The organism is Gorillibacterium terrae, from assembly GCF_051594785.1.
Lineage (GTDB): Bacteria > Bacillota > Bacilli > Paenibacillales > NBRC-103111 > Gorillibacterium.
In genome coordinates this window covers 288,915-311,235 of record NZ_JBPPGI010000006.1, presented here as the reverse complement: position 1 = coordinate 311,235, position 22,321 = coordinate 288,915, and the positions used below count along the sequence as shown (strand labels likewise).

Sequence of the window (22,321 nt, the reverse complement as noted above, 5' to 3'; positions counted from 1 at the left end):
CGGCACAATGGATAAGACCGCAATTTGGTGTAACTGAAGGAGCAATACACCACATGAACTTCTACTACGCCCCGATGGAGGGGCTGACAGGCCATGTTTACCGGAAGGTCCACCATGGCTTTTTCAAGAATGTCGATAAATACTTTTCCCCATTCATCGTTCCCCAACAGAACGAGAGCTTCAAAACCCGGGATGTCCAGGATCTGCTGCCGGAGAACAATCAGGGGCTGGTGCTGATCCCGCAAGTGCTGACGAACCAGGCCAGCGATTTTCTTCATACCGCGAAGAAGCTGCAGCGTATCGGCTACGAGGAAATCAACATCAACCTGGGCTGCCCGTCGCGGACGGTCGTCTCCAAGTACAAAGGATCGGGATTTCTGGCCAAGAGGGAAGAGCTGGATCAGTTCCTGGAGGAAATCTTCGCTCACGCGGACACGAAGATCTCCCTGAAGACCAGACTGGGCAAAGACGAGCCGGAGGAATTCTATGCGCTGCTGGAGATTTACAACAAGTACCCGCTGGAAGAGCTGATCATTCATCCCCGCATTCAACGGGATTTCTATAACAACACACCCAATCTGGAGATCTTCAAGGACGCCCTGGAGATCAGCAAGAACCCGGTCTGCTACAACGGCGATATTTTTACACCACAGGCGTACAAGGAGTTTGCCGCTCGTTTCCCGACAGTGGACACCCTCATGCTGGGCCGTGGGTTATTGTCCAATCCGGGCCTGATCAGCGGCATTACCGATACGGTGAGGATCGACAAGTCCTTGCTGAAGGGCTTTCATGATCAAGTCTATGCGGGCTATAAAAGCGTCCTCTTTGGGGACAAGAATGTGCTGTATAAGATGAAGGAATTGTGGTTCTACATGATTCAGGTGTTTTCGGAGGGCGCCCCTTACGTCAAGAAAATCCGGAAATCGAGCGGTTGGCCGATTATGACGAAGCCGTGTCCCACTTGTTCCGGGAGCAGGAGCTCTTGGGCGACAAGGTTTAATGGACCTAGCGTGAGGTAGGGGCTCCTCTCTACACGTTCTCCGCGTACTCCACTTGGCTGCTTCGAGGCCTCCCCTGGCGGGGGGCCTTTTGCTTTTTGTGGTTTGGTTCCCCGGTATCTCAGTCCTCTCCTCTTCGTGTTATGTAACTTTCCATTAATTTCGAGAAAAGTTCATTTACTCTTGTTTCTTACCAAACATTATGTCATTTATATTGACACAACAATTTGAAGACAGTAAGATAATAGCCAATAAACGCGCGGTTCAGTTTAAAGAAAGGGCTATTGGAGCAGGTTTGGGCAGAAGGTGCTCACCATCAACGGCCGTGCTTTCGTTCATTGGCGCGGCGTAGTGATCGATAGCAGTTCACTATGGAAATTTACCTGACATAACCGACGGATGGGAAAATGCAACTCAAATCCGTCGACGGGTCGGCGGCTTTTCACGTTTCATTCGTTAATGGGGAAGGAGGGGCGGGATGGGAGGCGAGTGGATCGTCAGCATCGGATTGGATCTGGGAACGAGCACGACCAAGCTGATTGTAAGCCGGCTCCGCGTCGAGGAAGTAGCGGCGGGATTCCTGCTATCCCGGTATGAGATCGTCCGCCGGGAATTGCTCTTCGCCGGTCCCGTCCGGCTGACCCCCCTTCTGGATACCGGCGAGATTGACGGGGAGGCCGTGGCTGCCCTAGTCGCCGCCGACTATGCTTGCGCGGGCATTGAACCGCAGCTCATCGGGAGCGGAACCATCCTCGTGACCGGCGAGACGGCGGCGAAGTCCAATGCCGAGGCGCTCGTTCACCGGCTCGCGGGGGAGGCTGGCCGGTTCGTCGCGGCCAGCGCCGGTCCCGACCTCGAGGGAGTACTCGCTGGCAGGGGAGCCGGCGCGGATCGGCGCTCGCTGGCGGTGCCCGGCACCGTGGCTAACATCGACACCGGCGGCGGCACCGCGAACATCGCGCTGTTCCGCCAAGGGAAAGCGATCGCCACCGTCACCTTTCATGTCGGCGGCCGGCTGCTGCGGCTGACGGAGGAGGGGCAGATCCTCTATGTCGCGCCAGCGCTTGGCGCTTGGCTCCGCTATCGCGGCATCCTGCTCTGTCCCGGGATGACAGCGGAGCTGCCGCTTCTGCGGGAGATCGGCAGCGGACTCAGCCGCGTCTTGCTGCGGTACCTGGCCGGAGAGCCGGCCGACGAGGAGTCCGCGCTGCTGGCCCTCGGCCCGCTTCCGACGAGGCTGCCGCCGGTCGACGAGGTGATATTCTCCGGCGGCATCGGGGAATTGATGCGGACCCCGCCGCCGCAGACGATCGCGGAGACTGCCCGATACGGCGATATGGGCCCGCTGCTCGCCCATTGCCTCCTGGAGGCGGCCCAGGAGTATCCCTGGCGGCAGCTTCCTGCGGAGCAGACGGTGCGGGCCACGGTCATCGGCGCCGGGGTACAGAGCATGATGCTCAGCGGCTCGACCATCCATGCAGATCCGGCTGCTTTGCCGCTGCGCAATGTGCCGGCGCTGCCAGTGGAGCTCCCGGCAGACGCCGAAGAATGGCCGGGCCTGCTGCAGGACATCTGCGCGCTGGGAATGCGGATGTTTGACAATGCGGCGTCCGGGGCCGCAAGGGCTGCGCCTTTCGCGCTGGCCGTCCGCTCCGGTCCGGCCGCGACTTACCGGGCCTTGACCCTTCTGGCGGAGTCGATCTCCCGCGCCTGGGACGGCGTGCTTGGGAGAGGCCGGATCGGGGTGGTGGTCTGCGAGACCGATGTCGGGCAAGCGCTTGGCAACCTGCTTGCCCTGCGGCAGACCGGGCGGAATCGGATCGTCTGCATCGATCCGATCCGGCTGGAATCGGGCGATTACGTCGACATCGGCGAAGAGATCGGGGGACGGACGGTGCCGGTGATCGTCAAGACGCTGGTCTTTCCCCTAACGAAACGGGAGGGAATGGAGTGAGTCTGAAAACGACATTGTCGGGAATGACCTATACCTTCACCAGTTTGAAGGAGGTGATGGGCAAGGCGAACGAGGAGCGCTCGGGCGACGAGCTGGCCGGGGTCGGCGCCCGGGACCTGCGCGAGCGCATCGCCGCGAAGCTCGTCTTGGCCGAAGTGCCGCTGTCCCGCTTTCGCAGCGAGCCGCTGCTTCCTCCGGAGCAAGACGAGGTATCCCGCCTGATCGAGGAGAGCGTCGATGAAGCGGTCTACCGGACGGTGGAGCGGTGGACGGTTGCCGAGCTCCGGGAATTCCTTCTGAGTCCGGCTGCGGATTCGCAGCAGCTTCTGCGCTTGTCGAAGGGGCTGACGAGCGAGATGATCGCGGCGGCGGCGAAGCTGATGACGAATCTCGACCTGATCCAGGCGGCGGGAAAAATCGAGGTCGTGACCCGCTGCAACACCGAGGTGGGCCACGCCGGTACGCTCGCCAGCCGGGCACAGCCCAATCATCCCGCCGATTCGCCGGCGGGCATGAAGGCCTCTCTCTGCGAAGCGCTGAGCTATGGGATCGGAGACGCGGTGATCGGCATCAATCCGGTCATGGACAGCGCCGAGAACACGCGAGAGCTGCTCCTGGCCGTGAAGGAAGTTATGGAGAGGTGGAGCATTCCCACGCAGAATTGCGTGCTGTCCCATGTCACTACCCAGATGAAGGCGATTCGGCAAGGGGCGCCCGCCGATCTTATCTTCCAGAGCCTGGCCGGAACAGAGGCGGGAAATGCCGCTTTTGGCATTAACGCGGCGCTCCTCGGCGAAGCGGACGACCTGATCCGCCGGGAGGGAACGGCATCCGGCCCGAACCGGTGGTATTTCGAGACGGGGCAGGGCTCGGAGCTGTCGTCGAATGCCCATCACGGGATCGACCAGGTTACGCTGGAGGCTCGCTGCTACGGCCTTGCCCGCCTTTATCGGCCGTTCCTGGTCAATACGGTCGTCGGGTTCATCGGTCCGGAATACCTGTACGACAGCAAGCAGGTGATCCGCGCCGGACTGGAAGACCATTTTATGGGCAAGCTGCATGGGCTTCCGATGGGAGTCGATGTCTGCTACACGAACCACATGAGAGCGGACCAGAACGACATGGACAATCTGAGCGTGCTTCTCGGCTCGGCAGGCGTCAATTTTCTGATCGGCGTGCCGATGGCGGACGACTGCATGCTGAATTACCAGTCGCTCAGTTATCACGACATCGCGACCGTCCGGGAGCTGCTCCGCCTCGCTCCCGCCCCTGAGTTTGCCAGGTGGCTGGAGGAGCAGGGCATCACGGAAGGAGGCGGGCTCACCGCGAGGGCGGGGAATCCGCTCCTGCTGGCGGAAGGGAGATGAGGAAGGGTGACCGAGAGCAGATTGGAGCCGGAAAAGCGGGTTGAAAGTCAGCTGCTGCAGGAGATGAAGCGGGCGACGCCTGCGCGAATCGGCGTATCCCGGACCGGGACGCGGCCGCTTACGCAGACGATGCTGGAGCTGCGGCTGGACCATGCGCAGGCGGTGGATTCGGTATACGGGGAGGTGAGCCCCGGGACGCTTGCGGAGATGGGCTTTTTCAGCGTCGATACCTGCTTCGGCAACAAAGAGCAATATTTGAAGCGACCGGATCTGGGGAGGCGTCTTCATCCGGAAGCGGAGAAACGGCTGCTGGAACGGTGCAAGCGGGAGCCCCAGGTGCAAATTGTGGTATCGGACGGACTGAGCGCCGCCAGCATTGAAGCGAACATCCGCGATGTGTATCCGGCGCTGCTCGACTCTCTCCGCCTCCAGGGGTTCGAATGGGGAACGACCTTTTTCGTGAGGGGCGGCCGGGTCGGCTGCATGGACCCCATCGGGGATCTCTTGAAGCCCGAATGCCTCGTTCTGCTGATCGGGGAGCGGCCCGGACTCGTGACGGCCGAATCGATGAGCGCGTACTTGTGCTACCGTCCCCGCACGGGCCGGACGGATTCCGACCGGCTGGTCCTCTCGAATATCCACCGAGGCGGAACCTCGCCGATGGAGGCGGGTGCGCATATCGGGACGCGGGTCAGACTCATGCTGGAGCAGAAGGCGAGCGGCGTTGGGCTGGATCGGTAAGGCCGCTTGAAGCTTCGTTTTGCCAGGGTTGATGCAGGGTGTGATCCTCGTTCGTTTAGCTTGGATAACCATTAGGGGGAGTGGGACTATGATCTGGGGAGTGCTGTTGATCGCATTGATGCTGGTAGTCATGATGGGGCTGGGGATGAAGGCGAACCGGGGGGTTGCCGCTTCGCGTAATCAGGGAATAGTCGATACGGGCTTGTCCGCTTTCGGCTACAAGCAGGAGCTGCTCAGGGACATGGGCGGATTCTCCAATTTCGCCATCTCCTTCTCGATCATCTCCGTCCTGACCGGAGCGGTGACCTTGTACGGCTTCGGCTTCAGCCAGGGAGGACCGGCGATCATGGGGCTGGGCTGGCCGCTCGTGACGATCTTCGTCCTGTTCGTGGCGGCAGGGCTGGCGGAGTTGACATCCGCGATTCCGACATCGGGAGCCATCTATCACTGGACCTCCATCCTCGGCGGCAAAAGCTGGGGCTGGTTCTCGGCCTGGTTCAACATGATCGGCCAGGTCACCGTCGTGGCGGGCATCGACTTCGGCTGCGCCGGCTTCGCTTCCTCGCTCCTGTTCGGCGAGCCGACCAAAGGGCAGCTGCTGACGGTGTACGGCGTGATTCTGCTCAGCCATGCGCTGCTCAATCACGTGGGAATCCGGCTGGTCGCCCGGCTGAACAACGTGTCCGCCATCTACCACATCGTCGGCGTGGGCGTGCTGATCGCCGCCTTGATTTATTTTGGCCCGGAGCAAAACGTCAGCTACCTGTTCCAAACGGGCTTCTCGACGGCGACGAACAGCTCGACGCCTTACTGGTTCGCCTTCCTGGTCGGCCTGCTGCAAGCCCAATGGACGTACACCGGTTATGATGCTTCGGCGCACACCAGCGAAGAGACGGTCGATGCCAAGGTTCGCTCTCCTTGGGGCGTGTACCTGTCGGTGGCCGTGTCGGGCGTGTTCGGCTTCCTGATGATTGCGATGGTTACCCTCTCCATCACGGATGCAGGCGCAGTGGCCGCAGCCGGCGGCAATGGCTTCATCGTCGCGATCGAGCAGGCGATGGGCGGCACCTTTGGGCGGGTGATTCTCTGGATGGTGACGATTGCCATGTGGTTCTGCGGGCTGTCGTCCGTCACGTCCATCTCCCGGATGATCTATGCCTTCTCCCGCGACGGAGGACTTCCGCTGTCCCGCGTATGGAACAAGGTATCGGCCAAGTTCCGCACCCCGGCCCATGCCATCTGGCTTAGCTGTTTCCTTGCCTTCCTGTGCGGGATCGCCAGCAACGTCTACGCCATCGTGACCTCGCTCAGTGTCATCAGCCTGTACCTCTCCTATGGGATGCCGCTCTTGCTCAAGGTTTACGCTCAGGCTCGCGGTGTGTGGACCAAGGAGGACAACGGCCCCTGGTCGCTGGGCGGCTGGAGCACGCTTGTCAACCTGGTGGCGATCCTCTGGATCGGGTTCGTCACGGTGCTGTTCGTGATTTCTCCGAGCGATGTCGCCGTGACATCTACGTACACCCTGCATCATACGACCGGTCTCGTCTTCGGCGCGGTGTTCGTCGTGCTGCTTGTCATGTATGGGTTGTTCGCCAGGAAAAAGTTTGCCGGACCCCATCTCGGCACCTACGCGCAGCTGCGCAGCCGGATGGGGCGGCAGGCCGATTCGGCTGCTCTGCCTGCGCGTCCGATCCCGACCATGAGCGAGACGGCGGAGTGACGAGGGGGAGCGGAGTGTAGAGAAGCGATGCGCCGAACCATTCGGCACGAAGAAGCGGGTAAGGGGTTTTCCTCTTACCCGCTTTTTTGGCGTCTTGCCGGGTTCGGGGAATCGTCGACAGAGGGGAGGGGATGGAAACTCGGTTCTGGCGGAACAGGCGTGTCAACAAACTGCCACATTGAATGCAAGGGAAATAATGGTAAGGTTAATGCGGATCGGGTTCTGGTTGCCATCGTAAAAATGAAAAGCGAGGTGATTCGATGTGGTATTTTGAACGTACAAATAAAGCGAAAATGGTTTTGATTTTGCTCGGTATTTTGTTTATGGTTTTGACTTTTATATTTTATGGTTTAAGTAACTTTAGTGATCTCATTCATTATGGCTTTGCCAATCATCTGATGCGAATAATTGATACGATTGTATTTTTCATCTTTGCCATTTTATCTTTTGCTGCCAGTATCGTGCTTCATTGTATTGTGAAAGATGCGGAAGAGGAAATGGATTCAATGGCAGCTCAAATTTCACGCGAAATTGAAAAGTCCAAGCATACTGAATAAAAGCCTTATGGTGTTTTACTACGTTCTTTTATAGGACAAACCAATTGACCAATGCCCATCCTCACGGCACAATGGATAAGAATGCAATTTGACGTGAATGAAGGAGCAATACGCAGAATGAACTTTTACTTCGCCCCGATGGAGGGGCTGACGGGCCATGTCTACCGCAAGGTCCACCATGCTTTTTTCAAGAACGTCGATAAATACTTCTCCCCGTTCATTGTTCCCCAACAAAACGAAAGCTTCAAAACCCGGGACGTGCAGGACCTGCTGCCGGAGAATAATCAGGGGATGGTCTTGATCCCGCAAGTGCTGACGAACCAGGCCAAAGACTTTCTTCATACCGCGAAGAAGCTGCAGCGAATCGGCTATCAGGAAATCAATATCAATCTGGGCTGTCCCTCGCGAACGGTCGTATCCAAACACAAAGGGTCGGGGTTTCTGGCCAAGCGGGAAGAGCTGGATCACTTCCTGGAGGAAATCTTCACCCACGCGGAGACCAAGGTCTCCATCAAAACCAGGCTGGGAAAAGACCAGCCGGAGGAGTTTTATGCGCTGCTCGAGATTTACAACAAATACCCGCTGGAAGAGCTGATCATTCATCCCCGCGTCCAAAAGGATTTCTATAACAATACACCGAATCTCGACATCTTCGAATATGCCTTGAAGAACAGCAAAAACCCGGTTTGCTACAACGGGGATATCTTTACCACCCGGGCCTATGAGGAGCGTTCCGCTCGTTTCCCTACGGTCGATACCTTTATGCTTGGCAGGGGGCTATTGTCCAATCCAGGATTGATTAGCGGCATTACCGACAAGAGGAAGATCGACAAAGCCGTGCTGAAGGACTTTCATGATCAAGTCTATGAGGGGTATAAAGGCGTCCTCTTCGGCGACAAGAATGTGCTGTATAAAATGAAGGAATTGTGGTTCTACATGATTCAGGTGTTCTCGGATGGCGCTCCTTACGTCAAGAGAATTCGGAAATCGGAACGGTTGTTCGATTACGACGAAGCGGTGTCCCGCTTGTTCCGGGAGCAGGAGCTTTTGGTCGACAGGGTTTAGCCAGTTGGAGGGATTTGTAACAACTCGTCGAAATTAAGAGCATGCAAACTATTATAACCAGACGAGGGGTAGGTCGGGATTGAAAGAGGCTGAACAAGAAGTGGATTTACTGTCACGCCCTTATGCCGAACGGCAACTGATTGTGGTTTTAAGCGATGCAGAAGTGAAGGCACAACAAAGGTACAAAGAAGAACAGGCAGAATCAGGGTTCAGGAAAACGGTAAAATCGCTGTCGCGTTATTTGCTCCCCACGCCGCTCATTATTGCGGAAGCTACGATTGAACTTTATAAGAGTATCGTTAACCTCGGTGAACAGGGAATCCAAGCATTGTCCGTATCCCAATCCGATGCAAGGGAAATCAAATTCCCACCCGGCCACCCGAGGTTTGGCGTACTTTACATAGCCCATCCCGCTGCGGAAAAGGTATATTTTCCGCTCGCCCAATTTCACCGTCTCACGTTTGAGCATAAATTCTCAGAGGCAGTTATTTTACTTATGTCATTAGGGGCCACCCACATTGAGGTTCAGCATGTTACAGGGTGGTCCAAAGAATTTTCCTCAAAAATGGATATTTCCATCCCGCAGGTAAATGTTGAAGGCGAAGCGGCGGCTTCTTCTAAACGAAGTTCTGGTTCGGAGATTCTTTTCACAGCGAATTTTAACGGGAACACGGCAAATGAACTTCCATCCAATCTGGTTTGGTTTCATCATGAACCGACGTGGCAACAGATTGCAGATGGACGATTGAAATACGGTATGAAAGACTTTTCGCTTACGGTTCGATACGAGGATGATCTGGGTGTGAATGTCGGGCTTAAGACAGCTGCTACAAAAGCGAAGCTTGATATCGGCGGCAATTTTGAGGACCATCAATCAACAGTGTGGAAAATCCTTGGTAAGTTCTCTTAAGAGGCGGCATTGAATGGTTAACTATCCCGAACATCGGAACGTCATGCGGCGGCGAATTATATTTTTGCCAGCCGCTTGTTTGTCTTCATACGGAAAACCCGTTCAGTGGACGGGTTTTCTCCCTTTCCAAGTTCATTTGGTGGCCGCTTTTTTGAGCTCGTTCCGATATAAATCGTAATTCTCCTCATCGAAGCAAACAAAAAGAACCTGATCGAGGCTTCCCTGCTCATCCCCGCGAGCACTCAAAAAGTCAACCACGGCCTCTAGCGCAGCTTCAGCGGCAAGCGGCTTCGGAAAGCGATAAATCCCGGTGCTGATATTCGGAAAAGCGATGCTCCGGGCTTCATACTGGGAAGCGAGCTTCAAGGAATTCCGATAGCAACTCTTCAGGTTCTCCACTTCGTTATGGGTACCGCCATTCCATACCGGTCCGACCGTATGAATCACATAGGACGCAAGCAGCTTGCCGGCTGTGGTGATGACGGCTTCGCCGACCGGGCAACCTCCTTGCCGTTCCCGAATCTTTATGCATTCGTCGAGAATGCTTTTGCCGCCCGCTCGATGGATGGCTCCATCCACGCCACCGCCGCCCAGCAAGCTTGTGTTCGCGGCATTGACAATCACGTCAGCCGATACTTTCGTAATGTCTCCTTTGAGTAAGGTAATCCTCGCTTGATGAACCTGTACACCGAACTCCATGCGTAACTCCTCCTCCTAATCATGAGATAGCTCATCCTGGGTCGTAACGGCTCCACCGTTCCAATGCCTTCGATGCTGCCTCGAGCATTCTGATCTTCAGGTAATCCCCCTCGATAACTTGAACCCGTTTTCCCAGAAAACGAATCTTCGAAAGCAAATTCTCGATTTCATCTCCGGGCTGAGAAACCGAGAACCGATAGGCGTTGTTCTCCGGCTCGTGTGCACCTTTTTCTCGAAGCTGGAGGTTCTTTTCAGCCGGGGCCACTTTTTCGCGTTCTTATCTGTAAATTAATTTCCATTTTTCATTCAAACCCATTTAAATGGAAATGAAAGTGCTTTATAATAAGGGTTATCCCACCAATTTATTCCAAATGGAGGAAAGGAGCAAGCGAAGCCAGCCTTCACCGAAGCCGGGAACCAAGCCAATATCCGAAGGAGGAGATGAAACGATGGTTAAGAAGGTAAGTGCGTTTTTATTGATTTTTGCCCTGGTGCTGAGCGGTTTCTCGATGTCGGACGTATTTGCTGCCAATAATGCAACGGCCAAGCTTCCGGGAAATTCGAATCCCCTGATGGATCACAAATTGGGGGCGGACCCCTTCGCTTTGGTCTATAACGGCAGGGTCTACATTTACATGTCGAGCGATGAGTATGTGCACAATGCGGACGGATCGATCAAGGATAACGACTTCAGCGCCTTGAACCGAATCAACGTCATTTCCTCTGCGGATATGGTGAACTGGACCGATCACGGCTCGATTCCCGTGGCAGGCTACAACAACGCCAATCAGGGGGCCGGTATTGCCAAATGGGCCTCTCTCTCCTGGGCGCCGTCCGTTGCGCGCAAATCCATCGGAGGCAAGGACAAGTTCTTCCTCTATTTTGCAAACGGCGCATCGGGGATCGGGGTGCTGACATCCGATTCGCCGGTTGGGCCGTGGTCCGATCCTCTCGGCAAGGCGCTTGTTACCACCGGCACGCCGGGAATGTCCGGAGTGACTTGGTTGTTCGACCCGGCCGTGTTGGTAGACGATGACGGGACAGGCTACCTGTATATGGGCGGGGGGATTCCCAACACCTCGGACCCGGCCTCCATTGCGAATCCCAAGACGGCCAGAGTGATCAAGCTGGGCGCGAATATGACCTCCGTCGATGGGAGCGCCGTCATGATCGATGCGCCTTACATGTTTGAAGACTCCGGGATTCATAAGGATAACGGCAAGTATTATTACTCCTACTGCATCAATTTTTCCGGCACCCATCCGGCGGCCTATCCGGCGGGCGAGATCGGCTACATGGTGAGCAGCAGCCCGATGGGACCTTTTACGTACAAAGGCCATTTCTTGAAAAATCCCTATACCTTCTTCGGAGTGGGCGGCAATAACCACCATGCCGTCTTTACCTTTAACAACCAATCGTATATCGTCTACCACGCCTCAACGGTCAGCAAGGTTCAATTGGGCGACGGCAAAGGCTACCGGTCTCCGCATATCAACAAGCTTGTGTACAATTCCGATGGTACCATCCAGGAGGTTCAGGGGGATATGGCCGGTATCCCGCAGATCGCCAACCTGAATCCGTATACCCGCGTCGAGGCGGAGACGATCGGGTGGAATGCCGGCATTGCCACCGAGGCCAGTCAAGCGGCAGGCGGTCCGTTCAACAACCGGGATGTCACCAACATCAACAACGGAGACTGGGTTGCCGTAGGGAATGTGGACTTCGGCTCCGGGGGAGCCCAGACGTTTAAAGCCAACGTCGCTTCCGCTACAGGAGGCAACATCGAGATCCGCCTGGACAGCGCTACCGGCCCCCTGGTTGGAACGCTGGCTGTCGGCTCGACCGGAGGAACGCAATCCTGGAAGGAGCTCGAGACGACGGTAAGCGGCGCAACGGGCGTGCACCGGGTCTTCTTTGTCTTTACCGGATCGGGGTCCGGCAACCTGTTCAATCTGGATTACTGGCAGTTTACGGCGTCCGGTGCGACGGCCGGTACCCGCGTGGAGGCCGAGTCGATGACCCTCGGAGGCACCTACGCCGGGAAGATCAGCTCTCCGTTCAGCGGTGTCGCGCTGTACGCCAATCAGGACTCTGCCGCGTACAGCCAATATTTTGCCTATCCCAACCACAATTTCTCTCTCCGCGGCGCTTCGAGCAACTCCGGTACGGCCCGGGTGGATTTGAAAATTGGCGGAACGACCGTCGGCTCCTTCTATTTCACCGGAACGACGCCGACGGTGCAAACTCTGCCCAATGTCGTTCATGGGACCGGCAATCAGGAGCTCAGCCTGACCGTGACCACCGATAACGGAACCTGGGATGCCTACGTGGATTACCTGGAGTTTACGACGAATTATTAACCCACCTGCAGGGAAGGGAGAAACAGAGGGTTGAGTTGGATCGTCAGCAGGCTCTAGCAGGAATAAGGGCAGTGTGCCCGCAAAGAAAAGCGATGAGCGAAAGCTTCATCGCTTTTTCTATTGCCGCTCCAGGTAACCGTTACCGTGCTTGTCGGCGGCTTGATTTCACGTTGTCCGGAGGCGAGAGCTATGGCTATAATGAGATTTATGCGAGGACGTCCTAAAAACGGAGGCCAACCAGTGATCGTACGGATGATGAAAAGCCTTAAGTCGTTTATGATGGGCAGACCCAAAAAATTGGCGTTCAAAATACCGTTTGCCTACTTTTTGGTTATTCTGTTTACGGTAGGGCTCAGTTATTTGGTGCTGAGCCAAATCTCTTCGAGTTCGGCCCAACGAAAAATCAACGAAGCCTCCATGCAAACGGTTACCTCCATCCAGACCAATGTCGATTTGGTGATTGGCAATGTAAACAACTATTCGAAGATGATATTTTCCGATCATAATCTGCAAAATCTATTGAGGCAAGGGGACGTGTACGCCAACCTGCAAACCCAGTCCAAAGTCAGCAGCTACTTGTATAATCTGATGCAAGCGGTTCCCATTATTGATTCGGTTCACATCTACGACAATTCGGGACATCGGTTTTCTGTTGGAACCCAGGAATTGCCGACTTTCGTGGAAGCCAACATCAAGGATGCTCCCTGGTATGAGCAGGTGGTTCACAATAAGGGGAAATACCTACTGAAAGTAACGAACAACCCGGCGTTTCCGGCGGGGGCAGCCGACGAGAAGGACGACCATTCGGTATCCTTTATTCGGTTGATCCGAGACCTCGACAATACATCTCCCCTCGGGGTGCTGGTCATTAATATCAAAGATGACGCCTTTGTACAGGCGTATTCGAATTTGTTGAATCAGAATTCCTTGCAAATTGCCATATTGGATGAAAACAATCGGACCATCGTGGCCGACTCCGCCGATGACCAAAGCAAGGCGGTCTTGAATGAGATTCTGTCCAACCAAGCCAAGATGGAGCAGCAATTCCGGCAGAGCCCCGCGGGTTTCTTTACCATGAACTTAGGTTCTCAGAAGTATTCCGTTACTTATCTTTCGGGCGGGGATACCCATTGGAAATTTGTGAGCTTCTCCCCGCACCATACCATCGATTCACGAAACAAATCGCTTGTACTCCTTGCGCTGGTTCTGCTTATTGTGAACGGAACGATTTTTTTCCTGAGTTCCTTCATCATTTCACGCAGTATTATCAAGCCGATTCATAAGCTCTTGCGATCCATGAACAAAGCTCCAAGCGGAAGCTTCATGAAAGTAAACTCCGAGCAAAAGAGCTTCGAGCTGCAACAGCTGTACAATGGATACAACCATATGATCGAGCAGATCGACCAGCTGCTGAAACGTATGATGGAAGAGCAGAAGACGATACGCAGAGCGGAGCTGAACGCGCTGCAATCCCAGATTAAACCTCACTTCTTATACAATACGCTGGATTCCATTACTTCCTTGGCACTGTCGGGACGAAATGATCAGGTCTGTGATTTGATTGAGGCGTTGGGAAGCTATTACCGATTGAGCGTGAGCAAAGGCCAGGATGTGATTACGCTTGGGGAAGAAGTGGAAATGGTTCGGAATTATTTGAAAATTCAAAAGGTACGTTATTATGATGGGTTTGAGGTGCAAATGGAGATGGAAGAGGGCTGCAGTCAAACCCCGATTCCCAAGCTGGTCTTGCAGCCGTTGGTTGAAAACTCCCTGTACCATGGCATACGGCCAAAAGGAACAAAAGGCCTCATTCAGATCAACGTGAAAAACAGGGATGGGGCTGTAAGAATATCCATCTCCGACGATGGTGTCGGCATGGCGGAAGAAGAGGTTGCGCAAATTCTGCGTACCGAAAGAAAGGGTCAGATCAAAAGCTTTGGCCTGTGGGGAACCATGGAACGTTTGCGAATTTTTTATGGAGATAAAGATTGTATCCAGATTGAAAGCGAGTCGGGGAAGGGCACCACGATCCTGCTAACCATACCGAATGGAGTAGATCCCTCATGGAGAAACTGAAGGTTTTACTTGTTGACGATGAGTATCTTATCCGAAATCTGCTGCGAATGCGGATCGACTGGGAGAATCAAGGCCTGAGTATCGTTGGCGAAGCCTCCAATGCCGAGGAAGCACTGGAGCTGGTGGATAGATTAAGACCGGATATTATTTTTACCGATATTTATATGCCGAATATCAATGGAATCGAGTTTAGCGGCCGGGTATTGAAGAAGTATCCGCATATAAAAATCGTAGTCGTTACCGGCCATGATGAATTTGCGTACGCTCAGCAGGGCATTAAAATCGGGATTTCCGATTTCATCCTGAAGCCGATTCGGGCAACGGACTTGCTCCATGTAACCGACAAGCTTAAAGGAATACTTGCGGCAGAGCGTACGCGCGAAAAAGAACTGGAGAAGCTGAAGAGGGACTTGGAGCGGAATTTCCCGTATCTCAGAGAAAAATTTTTGCACCAATGGTTGGAAGGAGCTCTTACAAAAGCAGAAATCCAAGATAAGGCCTCCGATTTCAAACTGCCTGAACTCCTCCAGGGAGGAGCGTTTCAGATTGCCGTCATCGAGCTTTCCCCGCCAGTTGAGAACCAGGCCGAGGAACAGTTGCTGGTCTGGGCAATGGAATGCCATAACAGCCTGCATGCCTTTTTCCGGGGAAATGCCCAGGCCGTGATTCTATCGGAGACCCGAACTCGATATGTCCTGATTTTTTTTAACCCGAAGGAAGATTCTGTCGGAGCGTGCAAATCGCTGATCGCCCACTTGATTGGCTCTTCAACCTGTACGGCATGCATAGGGATCGGGCGGAGACGCGAGAATATCGCTGAAGCGCACTTGGGGTACCAGGAGGCTTGCCGTGCGGTTCAGGACAAGGCCTTTGTTGGACACAATCAAGTGGTTTGCATCGAAGATAGGGTGGACGTTGGGGAAAAGCCCGATCGGCCAAACCCGGAGCTGCTTCGTCAATTGGGGTTTTATGTGAGCGTCGGCTCGTCCCACCGTGCGATGGAGCTCTTGAGGCTCTTTTTTGATGCTTCGTTTTCCGGCGTGGCTCAATTCCGTATGGCGGCCATGGGGGTAATCACCGAATGCCAGCGCGCGACGATCGAACAGCAGCTTGAGGATGAACAAGCGCTGAGCAAAGACGCGCTGGGCGCTCTTATGACGGCAGATACTTTACCGGATGTCATGCGAATCGTGGAGAACTATGTCTTGCATGTTACCGAGGCCATTCAAGTCAACCGACAAGCCAAGGACGGCAATTTGATCAGCCAAGTGAAGGAATACCTGGAATGCAACATGCACGATCCCCAACTGGGTTTGGCCAGCACCGCTGCGGCTTTCTTTGTCAGCCCGGGTCATTTGGGCCGGTTAATGAAAAAAGAAACAGGCCAGACCTTCGTGGAATACCTAACCGCTATTCGGATGAAACGGGCGGAAACCCTTCTGAAAACGACCGATTTAAGGGGATACGAGATTGGGGAACAGGTTGGAATCACTGATCCTCATTATTTCAGTACGCTCTTTAAGAAAACGAACGGCCGGTCCATGATGGAATACCGTTGCAGCAAATGACGGTCGGGGAGATGTTCGAATTTTAAAAGGGAATGTGCGGATTTTGCATGGAGTTGTCTTGGGGAATTGCCTAAACTGTCTATAGATTCTTCCAATCAAAAAGGGAGGGCAAGAAATGAAAGCGTTGTTAAAGAAATCGGTGAGTGTTCTGTTAGCAGTGGGGATGGCGGGCAGTATTGCCGCATGTTCATCCGATTCATCCGGGGGAAAGTCTTCCGGAGGAAATGAAAGCGGTTCCGTTAAACTGACGCTTTGGGATCAGTCTGTAGGCAATACCGATCCATCGGCTAAGCTGCTGCCGAAAATCATCGAGAAGTGGAACAATGATCATCCGAACATCCAAGTGGAACGGACAGGGACAACCGGCGAACAGTATAAAACCAAAATCAAAACATCGTTGGCCGCGTCCGAAGCTCCTGATATTTTTTACGGAATGGGTGGCGGCAGCTTTATGCAGCCCTATATCGAATCCGGGAATGTTCTTGAAATCTCCGGCTACTTAACGGATGAGGTCAAGGCAAGAATGGCTCCGGGAATGGCCAAAGCCATTGAAACAAATGGCAAAATCTATACGCTTCCGGTTTATACGCATATTGCCAATCTTTATGTGAATACCGAGCTGTTCGATAAAGCGGGAGCCAAAATTCCGACCACCTATACGGAGCTGCTTGCTGCAGTCGAGAAACTGAAGGCAGCCGGAATTACTCCGGCTCTCATCGGTGAGAAGGATCGCTGGCCCGGCATGTATTGGTACGACATGATTGCGATGCGCCAGGCAGGACATGACGCCGTCATGGAAGCGTTCAAGAATCCCGCCAAGTGGGATTCGCCCGATTTTGTTGCGGCGGCGACCAAGATGCAGGAGCTGGCCAAGGCAGGGGCCTTCAACAAAAGCATGTTAAGCATGAGTTATGATGAAATGCTCGGTGCCTTTAACGCGGGCAGCGGGGCGATGATGTTCCAAGCCAACTGGGTTAACGCCGGCATCGAGGACCCGTCCGCAGCGACCAAGGGCAAGGTGAAAGTTATTCCTTTCCCGGTGTTTGAGGACGGCAAAGGGAAAAGCACCGAGATTTTCGGCGGCGCCGTCGATGGCTTCTACATCAGCAAGACGACCAAGCATTCGAAGGAAGCGGTTGATTTCTTGATGTACTTGAGCGAGCAGCTTGGAACGCAAGGCTATCTCGCCGGTGCAGGGCTGCCCAGCTGGAATATCGATGGGCTGGATACCTCCAGCTTGTCGACGCTTGACCGGTCCGCTGCGGATATTATGAAGACGGCCACCTCGTTTATCGGCTGGTGGGATAACATTCTCCCTGCCGAATCCGCCGAAACGCACAAGAACTTGATCGCACAGCTCCTGTCAGGGGAGATTACCCCGGCCGAGTTCTGCAAGCAGATGGCACAGCTCAAACCGACTGAACTAAATTTTTAACAACACGAATTTAGCCAAACAAGATGTGGTCAGGAGGATTCCTGACCACATCTTTGAGAGGGGAACGACCATGAATTCTGTTTTTTCCAATAAAACGGCCATTGCGATATTTGTTCTTCCCACACTCATTGTTTTTTGTGCCATTGTATTGGTTCCCATCTTTATCTCCAGTTATTACAGTCTATTGGACTGGAATGGCGTGGGCAAAGGTACCTTTGTCGGGCTGCAAAATTACGCCCACATGTTTGCGGATTCAAGAGCGATGAATTCCGTCAAAAATTCCCTGCTGTTCGCAGCGGCTTCTATATTTATTCAATTGCCCATCTCCCTCTTGCTGGCCCTTATTCTGGCGTCGACGGTCAAAGGGGAAGGCTTTTACCGTACGGTGTATTTCATTCCGGTGCTGATCTCGACCGTCGTGATCGCCCAATTGTGGTCCAAAATCTATAACGCGGACTACGGTCTTTTGAACACCTTGCTTGAAAACGTAGGTCTTTCGAGGTTTGCCCAAGACTGGCTTGGGCAAAGAAAAACCGCTCTTGCCGCTTCTTTTATCCCGACTCTATGGCAGTACGTCGGTTATCACATGCTGCTGATGTACGCCGGGGCAAAATCAATTTCGCAGGATATAAACGAGGCAGCCAAAATGGATGGGGCTTCTCGAGTCCGAACCGCATTCTCGATTACCATCCCGCTCATGAGGCCCATTCTCAAAGTATGTCTCGTCTTTTCGGTGATCGGTGCCTTTAAGGTATTTGATCTGGTTTATGTGTTAACCGGCGGGGGGCCTTTGTTCTCCACCGAAGTGCCGAGTACCTTGATGTACACGACCATTTTCGACACCTACAAGTATGGCTATGGAAGTGCAATTTCCGTATTCATTATTCTGGAATGCTTGGTCTTTACGGTTATCATCAATAAATTTTTCAAGACCGAGTAGGAGGGAGAACCGATGAATCATACAGAAGCCTTGTCATCCAAAAAGCCGAAATTCATGGGAAAGCTCCTCTTACAGGCATTTCTGATCGTGGTGGCCATCATCCAACTCTATCCCCTGGTCTGGCTTGCGTTTTTCTCCCTGAAAGACAATAGCGAGATCTTCAGCGGCCATGTGGCGGGATTGCCCAAAAAGTTTCTTTGGAGCAACTATGCCCGGGCTTTATCAGACGGGCACGTGTTGACTTATTTCTTTAACAGCATCTTAGTAACGGCTGCTTCCATTATCCTGATTTTAATTTTGTCTTCCATGACCGGCTATGCCATTACAAGAATGAACTGGAAGCTCAGCAATTCAACGATGACCCTGATCCTTCTGGGCATGATGGTGCCGATTCACGCAGCGCTGCTGCCGCTCTTTATGGTTCTGAAGCATTTTCATTTGCTGAACACCTACTGGTCCTTGATTATCCCTTACGTAGCGTTTGGCATTCCGTTGGCCGTCTTTATTTTAAGCAGCTTTTTTAAGGGAGTTCCCCGCGAGCTGGAGGAATCTGCGGTCATGGACGGAAGCGGCATTTATCGAACCTTCTTTTCGATTATCCTGCCGCTTGTCCGCCCGGCTATCGCAACGGTTGCCATATTCTCCTTCCTGTCCTGCTGGAACGAGTTGATGTTTGCCGTAACCTTCATTAATAAAGCCTCTTATCAGACCCTAACGGTTGGCATGATGTCGATGGTGGGGACTTACATTACGCAGTGGGGAATCATCGGGGCGGGGCTCATGATCACGACAATCCCCACGGTCATCATCTATTTGCTGCTTAACAAGCAGGTACAGGAAAGCATGATTGCAGGCGCTGTCAAAGGCTAGGGGCATACATTTTCTAGGATAAGAGAGGGATGGTTCGAATGGCTGGTATCTCATTGGTCCATCAGGTTGCGACCCAGGAAAAGGCGGTCGCCTTTACCTTTGACGATGGTCCGCATCCGGTATATACGAAGCAACTGCTGGACATTTTCCGCCGGGCTAATGGCAAAGCAACGTTCTTCATGATCGGACAGGAGTTGGATGCATACGGGGAGATCGCCGCAGAAGTCCATGCCGCCGGGCATGAGATCGCCAATCATACTTGGTCGCATCCGGATCTGACAAAGCTGACGCTGGAGGAAGCGCGTGCGGAAGTAGAGAAGATGGATGAGAAGATACGCCGTATAACAGGGAAGCCCGTGCTGACCTTCAGACCTCCGTATTTTGCCGTAAATGAAGACATCCTTTCTCTTGCGGCAGACATGGGGTACCAATCGATTGGAGCGGTGAACGGAGAGGCGAAGGACTGGGAACAACCCGGCGTCGAGTATATTCTCGATCATACGCGGCGAGTGTTGGGCAAGGGCAGCATTCTGCTGTTTCATGACGGGTATGGCAAACGAGAGCAGACGATCGAGGCAGTCCGGGTGCTGGTGGAGGAGCTTGCTGCCGAGGGGTACCGGTTCGTGACCGTAAGCGAGCTGACGGCACTCTCTAACCCGATAGCATAGCCTTCATCCGACAAGCGGGGCCGTTGAAAGCCGAAGCTGAGAGGAGAAGAAGATCGGCTTTCCCTTCCGAAGAATAGAAGCGATCCTGAGCCAACGGCAGGGACCGCTTCTTTTGCTTTCGGGAGTGGCGAAGGGTTTCTTTGCGAGCGGGAGACGGGAAATGTGAAGATTAAAACAATTTGTTTTAAATGGATTGTTTTAATCCATGCAAGGTGTTACAATTCCCGCATGTACTACAATTCACAATCATAAAGCGAGGCTGGTCATGAAATCCTTAGAACCCATCCAGATCGGAAACCTGCAACTGAAGAATCGGTTTATTATGGCGGCGATGGGCCCGGAGCTCGGCAATTTCGACGAGCGAACCATCGACTATTATGTCCGGCGGGCGGAGGGCGGCGCCTCCATGCTGCTCACAAATATCATTGCGACGGAAGCCATCGACGGCCACGGTCCCTCTTCCACCCTGACCGAAGAGAGCTTCGATGGCTTCAAGCAGTTGGTCGAACAAGCTCATCGCTACGACTGCAAGGTCTGTATCCAGATCATGCCGGGGGTAGGGCTCGGCGGAGTGGGTCCGGGCCGAACCAAACCGGCAAGCGCATCGGCTCTGCCTTTGTACCCGGGAGCGGCTATCTCGTTCGAGGAGCTGACGCGGGAGGAAATCCGGTTCATCCAAGACGAGGTAGTCCGAACGGTCACACTTGCCAAGGAGGCGGGAGTCGATGCCGTCGAGCTCCACGCGTACGGCGGGTATCTGACGGACAAATTCATGACTCCGCGCTGGAATATCCGCACGGACGAATATGGCGGCAGCTTTGAGAACCGGATGCGGTTTCTGTGTGAACTCATCGACGGGATTCAGTTGGCGCTCGGCAAGGACTTTCCGCTGCTGGTGAAGTTCACGCCCTGTCACTTCCTGCCGCCGGAGCTCGGGTACCGGGGGATGGAGGAAGGGATCGAGATCGCCAAGCTGCTCGAGCAGAGGGGCGTTCATGCCCTGCATGTGGATGCCGGCTGCCATGACAACTGGTACATGGCGATGCCGCCGATCTATCAGCAGGAGGCGGTACCGCAGCTCCTGGCCGCCCGGACGGTGAAGGAGCACACCTCGCTGCCGGTCATCACGAACGGCCGGCTGGGTGACATCGCCAAGGCCGAGGCGGCGCTTCAGAACGGCTGGCTCGACATCGTCGGCGTGGCCCGGGCTTTCCTGGCTGACCCGGACTTCCCTAACAAAGTGAGGGACAACCGGTCGGATGAGATTCGTTCCTGCATCTACTGCAACGAAGGCTGCATCAAGAGTGTGGCGGAAGGTGAGAGCATCAAGTGTGCGGTGAACCCGCTGGCCGGTTACGAGAATCAGAAGCGGCTGGCCCCGGCTGCCAAGCCGAAGCGCGTGCTGGTTATCGGCGCTGGCCCCGGCGGGTGCCAGGCTGCCTTGTCGGCGGCCGAAGCCGGCCACGATGTGGAGATCTGGGAGAAGAAGGAACGCTTGGGCGGTAACTTCTACAACGCCTGCCTGCCCTCGTTCAAGCGGGATGGCGAAAAGCTGCTGCACTATTACGCCACCGAGCTGAAGAACCGGAAGATCCGCGTCCGGTACTGCATGGAAGCAACGGAGCAAGCTGTGCTGGACTACCAGCCGGATCTCGTCATTCATGCGACGGGAGCCGCACCGCTCCGTCCGCGGTCCATCCCGGGGATTGACAAAGCTCATGTCGCCCCGGCCACGGACGTCCTGCAGAACACCGCCTATATCGGGGAGAATGTGGCGGTGATCGGCGCTGGCCTGGTCGGCTGCGAGACGGCGCTGGTGCTGGCGAACAACGGAAAGAACGTGACGGTGATCGAACGGGCGGACCGGATCCTGCCGGAACCGATCTTCATTCAGAATGCGATGATGCTCAAGCAGATGCTGCAGCATCCTCGGATCACCTTTAAAACCTCCTGCACGCTGGCCGAGATCCACGACCAAGCCATCACCGTGCAGACGGCCGGACAGGAAGAGACCCTGCCTTGCGACAATGTGGTCCTGGCCATGGGCTTCCTGCCCAACACGCAGTTGTTCCACGCTTTGCAGGATAAAGTAAAGATTGTGAATGTCGGCGACAGCGTTCAAGTCCGGAAAGTGCTGGATGCCGTGCACGAAGCCCATGAAGCGGTGTTGAGCTTTTAGAATGTTATAGTGCAATAACAAAGCGCGTCTTCTGCGCTCAGGTATGATCCCTTCCGGGTAGATCGGGAGGGATTTTTTGTGCCCCCAAAAAGGAGAGGGATTGAAATCTCCTTAATTTTGGACATTCTTGTGAGTTTTCTGTGAGCTTGATATCGTATGATAGTGATACTGGAATTTTTTGTACAAGGGAGCGGAATCGTGAAACCGTCGGGAA

At 54.3% G+C, this 22,321-nt stretch carries 17 protein-coding genes; 16 read left to right on the top strand and 1 reads right to left on the bottom strand.

Features of this window, described 5'->3' with window-relative positions; translation table 11 throughout:
* Positions 1–53: 53 nt before the first annotated feature.
* From ACSEXS_RS19895 to ACSEXS_RS19860, 8 genes are all read left to right on the top strand, one after another.
* Positions 54–1,019 (top strand): tRNA dihydrouridine synthase, encoded by a 966-nt coding sequence (locus ACSEXS_RS19895; protein ID WP_438434999.1) that lies wholly within the window; start codon positions 54–56, stop codon positions 1,017–1,019.
* Between the two features lie 457 nt (positions 1,020–1,476).
* Positions 1,477–2,952 carry an ethanolamine ammonia-lyase reactivating factor EutA gene (locus ACSEXS_RS19890; protein WP_438434998.1) on the top strand — a complete coding sequence of 492 codons (1,476 nt, stop codon included), beginning with the start codon at positions 1,477–1,479 and terminating at the stop codon, positions 2,950–2,952.
* Positions 2,949–4,319: an ethanolamine ammonia-lyase subunit EutB gene (locus ACSEXS_RS19885; protein ID WP_438434997.1), complete on the top strand. Its 1,371-nt coding sequence runs from the start codon at positions 2,949–2,951 to the stop codon at positions 4,317–4,319. Before ACSEXS_RS19890 ends, ACSEXS_RS19885 begins: the two co-directional genes overlap by 4 nt.
* A gap of 6 nt (positions 4,320–4,325) precedes the next feature.
* Positions 4,326–5,060: an ethanolamine ammonia-lyase subunit EutC gene (gene eutC / locus ACSEXS_RS19880; protein ID WP_438434996.1), complete on the top strand. Its 735-nt coding sequence runs from the start codon at positions 4,326–4,328 to the stop codon at positions 5,058–5,060.
* Positions 5,061–5,148: 88 nt separating this feature from the next.
* A complete protein-coding gene (locus ACSEXS_RS19875) occupies positions 5,149–6,780 on the top strand; it encodes an amino acid permease (protein ID WP_438434995.1) in 1,632 nt (543 codons plus the stop codon).
* Positions 6,781–7,040: 260 nt separating this feature from the next.
* Positions 7,041–7,337 (top strand): hypothetical protein, encoded by a 297-nt coding sequence (locus tag ACSEXS_RS19870; RefSeq protein ID WP_438434994.1) that lies wholly within the window; start codon positions 7,041–7,043, stop codon positions 7,335–7,337.
* A 117-nt stretch (positions 7,338–7,454) separates the two neighbouring features.
* Complete coding sequence (locus ACSEXS_RS19865) at positions 7,455–8,402, top strand: tRNA dihydrouridine synthase (RefSeq protein ID WP_438434993.1); 948 nt, start codon at positions 7,455–7,457, stop codon at positions 8,400–8,402.
* A 79-nt stretch (positions 8,403–8,481) separates the two neighbouring features.
* Positions 8,482–9,312 (top strand): hypothetical protein, encoded by an 831-nt coding sequence (locus ACSEXS_RS19860; RefSeq protein ID WP_438434992.1) that lies wholly within the window; start codon positions 8,482–8,484, stop codon positions 9,310–9,312.
* 132 nt (positions 9,313–9,444) lie between these two features.
* Here ACSEXS_RS19860 and ACSEXS_RS19855 read toward each other — a convergent pair whose 3' ends face one another.
* Complete coding sequence (locus ACSEXS_RS19855) at positions 9,445–10,011, bottom strand: O-acetyl-ADP-ribose deacetylase (RefSeq protein WP_438434991.1); 567 nt, start codon at positions 10,009–10,011, stop codon at positions 9,445–9,447.
* 449 nt (positions 10,012–10,460) lie between these two features.
* On the opposite strand from ACSEXS_RS19855, the gene ACSEXS_RS19850 reads away from it, so the two are divergent.
* The 8 genes from ACSEXS_RS19850 to ACSEXS_RS19815 all read left to right on the top strand — a co-directional run bounded on the left by ACSEXS_RS19850 (position 10,461) and on the right by ACSEXS_RS19815 (position 22,107).
* Positions 10,461–12,371: a carbohydrate-binding protein gene (locus ACSEXS_RS19850; RefSeq protein WP_438434990.1), complete on the top strand. Its 1,911-nt coding sequence runs from the start codon at positions 10,461–10,463 to the stop codon at positions 12,369–12,371.
* Positions 12,372–12,611: 240 nt separating this feature from the next.
* A complete protein-coding gene (locus ACSEXS_RS19845; protein ID WP_438434989.1) occupies positions 12,612–14,447 on the top strand; it encodes a cache domain-containing sensor histidine kinase in 1,836 nt (611 codons plus the stop codon).
* Positions 14,435–16,015 (top strand): response regulator transcription factor, encoded by a 1,581-nt coding sequence (locus tag ACSEXS_RS19840; protein WP_438434988.1) that lies wholly within the window; start codon positions 14,435–14,437, stop codon positions 16,013–16,015. The genes ACSEXS_RS19845 and ACSEXS_RS19840 overlap by 13 nt, the downstream gene beginning before the upstream one ends.
* A gap of 115 nt (positions 16,016–16,130) precedes the next feature.
* The gene (locus ACSEXS_RS19835) at positions 16,131–17,450 is read left to right on the top strand and encodes an extracellular solute-binding protein (RefSeq protein ID WP_438434987.1); all 1,320 of its coding nucleotides are present in this window, start codon (positions 16,131–16,133) and stop codon (positions 17,448–17,450) included.
* A 70-nt stretch (positions 17,451–17,520) separates the two neighbouring features.
* Positions 17,521–18,390, top strand: coding sequence for a carbohydrate ABC transporter permease (locus ACSEXS_RS19830; RefSeq protein WP_438434986.1), 870 nt, complete (start codon positions 17,521–17,523; stop codon positions 18,388–18,390).
* A gap of 12 nt (positions 18,391–18,402) precedes the next feature.
* Positions 18,403–19,260 (top strand): carbohydrate ABC transporter permease, encoded by an 858-nt coding sequence (locus tag ACSEXS_RS19825; protein WP_438434985.1) that lies wholly within the window; start codon positions 18,403–18,405, stop codon positions 19,258–19,260.
* Positions 19,261–19,298: 38 nt separating this feature from the next.
* A complete protein-coding gene (locus tag ACSEXS_RS19820) occupies positions 19,299–19,928 on the top strand; it encodes a polysaccharide deacetylase family protein (RefSeq protein ID WP_438434984.1) in 630 nt (209 codons plus the stop codon).
* Positions 19,929–20,193: 265 nt separating this feature from the next.
* Complete coding sequence (locus ACSEXS_RS19815; RefSeq protein ID WP_438434983.1) at positions 20,194–22,107, top strand: NAD(P)/FAD-dependent oxidoreductase; 1,914 nt, start codon at positions 20,194–20,196, stop codon at positions 22,105–22,107.
* Positions 22,108–22,321 lie beyond the last annotated feature (214 nt).

Excerpts from the sequence above, each read along its gene's own strand:
- ACSEXS_RS19895 (WP_438434999.1), top strand. The coding sequence starts at position 54 with ATGAACTTCTACTACGCCCCGATGGAGGGGCTGACAGGCCATGTTTAC.
- ACSEXS_RS19890 (WP_438434998.1), top strand. The coding sequence starts at position 1,477 with ATGGGAGGCGAGTGGATCGTCAGCATCGGATTGGATCTGGGAACGAGC.
- ACSEXS_RS19875 (WP_438434995.1), top strand. The coding sequence starts at position 5,149 with ATGATCTGGGGAGTGCTGTTGATCGCATTGATGCTGGTAGTCATGATG.
- ACSEXS_RS19870 (WP_438434994.1), top strand. The coding sequence starts at position 7,041 with ATGTGGTATTTTGAACGTACAAATAAAGCGAAAATGGTTTTGATTTTG.
- ACSEXS_RS19865 (WP_438434993.1), top strand. The coding sequence starts at position 7,455 with ATGAACTTTTACTTCGCCCCGATGGAGGGGCTGACGGGCCATGTCTAC.
- ACSEXS_RS19855 (WP_438434991.1), bottom strand. The coding sequence starts at position 10,011 with ATGGAGTTCGGTGTACAGGTTCATCAAGCGAGGATTACCTTACTCAAA.
- ACSEXS_RS19850 (WP_438434990.1), top strand. The coding sequence starts at position 10,461 with ATGGTTAAGAAGGTAAGTGCGTTTTTATTGATTTTTGCCCTGGTGCTG.
- ACSEXS_RS19840 (WP_438434988.1), top strand. The coding sequence starts at position 14,435 with ATGGAGAAACTGAAGGTTTTACTTGTTGACGATGAGTATCTTATCCGA.
- ACSEXS_RS19835 (WP_438434987.1), top strand. The coding sequence starts at position 16,131 with ATGAAAGCGTTGTTAAAGAAATCGGTGAGTGTTCTGTTAGCAGTGGGG.
- ACSEXS_RS19830 (WP_438434986.1), top strand. The coding sequence starts at position 17,521 with ATGAATTCTGTTTTTTCCAATAAAACGGCCATTGCGATATTTGTTCTT.
- ACSEXS_RS19825 (WP_438434985.1), top strand. The coding sequence starts at position 18,403 with ATGAATCATACAGAAGCCTTGTCATCCAAAAAGCCGAAATTCATGGGA.
- ACSEXS_RS19820 (WP_438434984.1), top strand. The coding sequence starts at position 19,299 with ATGGCTGGTATCTCATTGGTCCATCAGGTTGCGACCCAGGAAAAGGCG.
- ACSEXS_RS19815 (WP_438434983.1), top strand. The coding sequence starts at position 20,194 with ATGAAATCCTTAGAACCCATCCAGATCGGAAACCTGCAACTGAAGAAT.